Source organism: Gallibacter intestinalis, from assembly GCF_014982745.1.
GTDB classification, from domain to species: Bacteria; Bacillota; Clostridia; order Peptostreptococcales; family Anaerovoracaceae; genus Gallibacter; species Gallibacter intestinalis.
Genome location: NZ_JADCKA010000032.1, coordinates 1 through 1,054, shown reverse-complemented (window position 1 = coordinate 1,054; position 1,054 = coordinate 1). Strand labels below are relative to the sequence as shown.

The 1,054-nt window shown below is 38.8% G+C and carries 1 protein-coding gene; it reads right to left on the bottom strand.

Annotation, left to right across the window (positions count from 1 at the left end):
- The coding region (locus tag INF20_RS07930; protein WP_226385836.1) for a tyrosine-type recombinase/integrase at window positions 1-1,040 on the bottom strand (1,040 nt) is incomplete at its 3' end.
- Between the last annotated feature and the right edge of the window lie 14 nt (window positions 1,041-1,054).

The following is a 1,054-nucleotide window of genomic DNA, read 5'->3' as shown; positions in this document are numbered from 1 at the left end:
ATATCACCATGACCGAGCAGTTTAGCAGTCTGTTCAATGGGAACTCCTGCCCTAGCAAGATTCGTTGCAAAGGTGGCTCTATATGCATGGAATTTCCTATGCTTAACGCCGATTCTCTTGTATAGCCTCGTTAGAGATCTGTTGACATTCCTTTTGTAATAAAATGTCCCATTTGAGGTCGTAAACAAATAATTGGTTATATACCCTTGCTTTGCCATCTGAGCCCTCTGTATGGCCTTGTGACGCTCTATTTCAGCCATCACAGATGTAGATAGGGGAATAGCCCTGTTTCCATTTGCAGTCTTTGTCTCTGTTATGTGCAGTGTAGTGGCACTATCGCTATCAAGCGGTGCTTCTTCTGATAACTGTTTAGTTACATAAAGGACATTGCCCTTGATATCACTATATTCAAGTGCAAGCAGTTCTGCAAATCGTAAGCCTGTATTTACAGCTAAAACGATGAGTAGTCTTAATGTAGTGCCCTCAAGGGCGTTGATAACCTTCTTGACGTCTTCGTCAGGCCAGATGGTAACATCAATTAAACTCTGACTTGGCTGTGACTTATATATTTCTAGACATCCTGTTATGTCTTTTGTCATACCGTTTAATTCGGCGTATTTGTAGAAGCGTCTTAAAAGGTTATGTAGAGCTCTTCGTGTACTGTAGCATTCAGTAATGCTATTGTAAAATTCCTGCAGATGTAGAGCTGTGATATCATGTAGCCGCCATCCTGCTATCTCGTGGTTTTGAAGCAATCTTTGGTAGGCAGAGATATATTTCCTTTTTGTGGAATTAGCAAGATTGCTTTTCTTAAATACCTCTGTAATGAAAATATCCATTAGTTCACCTAGACATTTTCTATCTTCAGTACAAGTTTCTTTGCATTGCATGTATTCTTGGTATTTATCTTCGGCTTCTTTTTTGCTATTGCCATAAAAAGCTTTTCTCTTATCTAGCCATTGTCCATTTTTAAATTCCTTTCCCACTTTTCTATAGATTCTATAGTAGTGATTTCCATTTATTATACAGTTGGTTGCCATTTGCAATCCTCCTT